Here is a 2,663-nt window from a genome sequence, read left to right on the forward strand (position 1 = left end):
GCCTGCTGCGCCAGCAAGGCAAGGCCTGCCGGGCGCTGGCCGAATCGATCCAGATACTTCCGAGCGTAAGCGCAAGGCAGCTGCTGCTGTTAAGCGTCACGCCAAGAAAGTTCAGCGCGAACAGCGCCGCGCCGTTCGTCTGTACTGATACACAGACGTTCGTAGCAAGCTTCTGCCAAGCCCGGCCCTCCGCCGGGCTTATGGCATTTGCGGAAAACGCTTGATGCTTCACCGTCGAAGCCGCACACGCGACCGAGACAAATCCGCTTCACCGCGTCAGGCCTGGCTTTTTTGCCAGCGGTGCACGTCTTTTCTGACGGGCCTTTCAAGGCTACCGACGAGCACACCCACTGATTCCTCTCACGACGATCAGCCCAAGGCACCTGCCTGCTCCACGAGCTGTCCGACGCTGCAAACCGGCCGTCAGCGGACTCAGCGCAACACTTTCAAACGGTCGAAAACCATTGACTGCTAACGTCAAGGCATTTTCGGCAGATACACTTCCCGACAGCGATCACGCAGACGATACCGGTCGAGCCGCCGATGGTGCGCGCCTCACTGGATGAACCACGTCCCTTTTCGCCCATCGCATCGGATCCTTTCAGCACAGACGACGAGAACGCCATGGCCGGGTTGATCCCCCAGAGCTTCATTGACGACCTTCTGAACCGCACCGACATCGTCGACGTGGTCAGTTCGCGCGTGCAATTGAAGAAGGCCGGCAAGAACTACACCGCGTGCTGCCCGTTCCACAAGGAAAAGACCCCGTCGTTCAGCGTCAGCCCCGACAAGCAGTTCTACTACTGCTTCGGATGCGGCGCCGGCGGCAACGCCCTCGGCTTCATCATGGACCACGACAACCTGGACTTCCCCCAGGCGGTCGAGGACCTGGCCAAGGCCGCCGGCATGGAAGTCCCGCGCGAAGAAGGCGGCCGTTCAAACAAGCCACGCCAGCCGACCGATTCGCCGCTGTACCCGCTGCTCAGCGCCGCCGCCGACTTTTACCGGCAGGCGCTCAAGAGCCACCCCGCACGCAAGGCCGCGGTGGACTACCTCAAGGGCCGCGGCCTGACCGGCGAAATCGCCCGGGACTTCGGCCTGGGATTCGCCCCGCCGGGCTGGGACAACCTGTTCAAGCACCTGAGCAGTGACACCCTGCAGCAAAAGGCGATGATCGACGCCGGCCTGCTGATCGAGAACGCCGAGACCGGCAAACGCTACGACCGCTTCCGCGACCGGGTGATGTTCCCGATCCGCGACGCCCGGGGCCGGATCATCGCCTTCGGCGGCCGGGTGCTGGGGGACGACAAGCCCAAGTACCTCAACTCGCCGGAAACCCCGGTGTTCCACAAGGGCCAGGAACTCTACGGCCTCTACGAGGCGCGCAAGAACAACCGCAACCTCGACGAGATCATCGTCGTCGAGGGCTACATGGACGTCATCGCCCTTGCCCAGCAAGGCCTGCGCAACGGCGTCGCGACGCTGGGCACCGCCACCAGCGAAGAGCACATGAAGCGCCTGTTCCGCGTGGTGCCGAACGTCCTGTTCTGCTTCGACGGCGACCAGGCCGGCCGCAACGCCGCCTGGCGGGCGCTGGAAGCCACGCTGTCGAGCCTGCAGGACGGCCGCCGCGCACGCTTTCTGTTCCTGCCCGAAGGCGAAGACCCCGACACCCTGATCCGCGCCGAGGGCACAGACGCCTTCCGCGCACGGATCAATCAGCATGCCCAGCCGCTGGCGGACTACTTCTTCCAGCAACTGACCGAAGAGGCCGATCCGCGCTCGCTCGAAGGCAAGGCGCACATGGTCACCCTCGCGGCACCGCTGATCGAAAAGGTGCCGGGCGCCAACCTGCGGATCCTGATGCGTCAGCGCCTGACCGAAATCACCGGCCTGAACAGCGAAACCGTCAGCCAGCTGGCGCAGAGCGCGCCGCAGGAAGCGCCGCCGCCATACGATCCGGGCATGGATTACGACGCCATGCCGGACTACAGCGACTACCATCAACCGCAGGCGCCGGAAATGTACGCGCCGCAGCAGGAGTGGACGCCGAAGAAATCCGGCCCGGGCGGCAAGAAGTGGGAAAAGAAGCCCTGGGACAAGAACGGCAAGCGCGGCGGAGACCGCGATCAGCCGCGCGCACCCAGAGTGCCTGCCGCTGTCGAACCGCCTATCCAGGCCGCCCTGCGCACCTTGCTGCATCACCCGCAGTTGGCGGAAAAAGTCGAGGACGCCGGGCACTTCGCAGACGAAAGCCAGACCAATGCACAGTTACTGGTGGCCTTGCTCGAAGCCGTACAGAAGAATCCCAAGCTAAACTCAATTCAGTTGATCGCAAGATGGCACGGAACGGAACAGGGCCGCCTGCTCAGGGCCCTGGCGGAAAAGGAATGGCTGATCGACGGAGACAACCTTGAACAACAGTTTTTCGACACCATTTCCAGTCTGTCAGCCCGTCAACGCGAGCGGAATCTGGAACAACTGCTCAGGAAAGCCCGTCAAAGCGAACTGAGCAGCGACGAAAAAAACCAACTGCGCGACCTATTGAGTCGCAATGTTCCCGCATCAAACCCGACCTCAACTGGCGCGTGAGGTCATAGCTCAGGTATAATCCTCGGCTTGTTTTTTGCCCGCCAAGACCTTCAGTGGATAGGGTGTTATGT

The 2,663-nt window shown here is 62.7% G+C and carries 1 protein-coding gene and 1 pseudogene; both read left to right on the forward strand.

Annotated features, from left to right (window positions below; translation table 11 throughout):
* Positions 1–55: 55 nt before the first annotated feature.
* Positions 56–148 (forward strand): annotated as a pseudogene (rpsU, locus tag ACIP0B_RS28240) (30S ribosomal protein S21); the annotation flags it as partial.
* A gap of 476 nt (positions 149–624) precedes the next feature.
* The gene (gene dnaG / locus ACIP0B_RS28245; protein WP_400838444.1) at positions 625–2,592 is read left to right on the forward strand and encodes a DNA primase; all 1,968 of its coding nucleotides are present in this window, start codon (positions 625–627) and stop codon (positions 2,590–2,592) included.
* The last annotated feature ends 71 nt before the right edge of the window (positions 2,593–2,663 follow it).

The sequence above is a fragment of the Pseudomonas sp. NPDC089534 genome, from assembly GCF_044749305.1.
GTDB lineage: Bacteria > Pseudomonadota > Gammaproteobacteria > Pseudomonadales > Pseudomonadaceae > Aquipseudomonas > Aquipseudomonas ekonensis.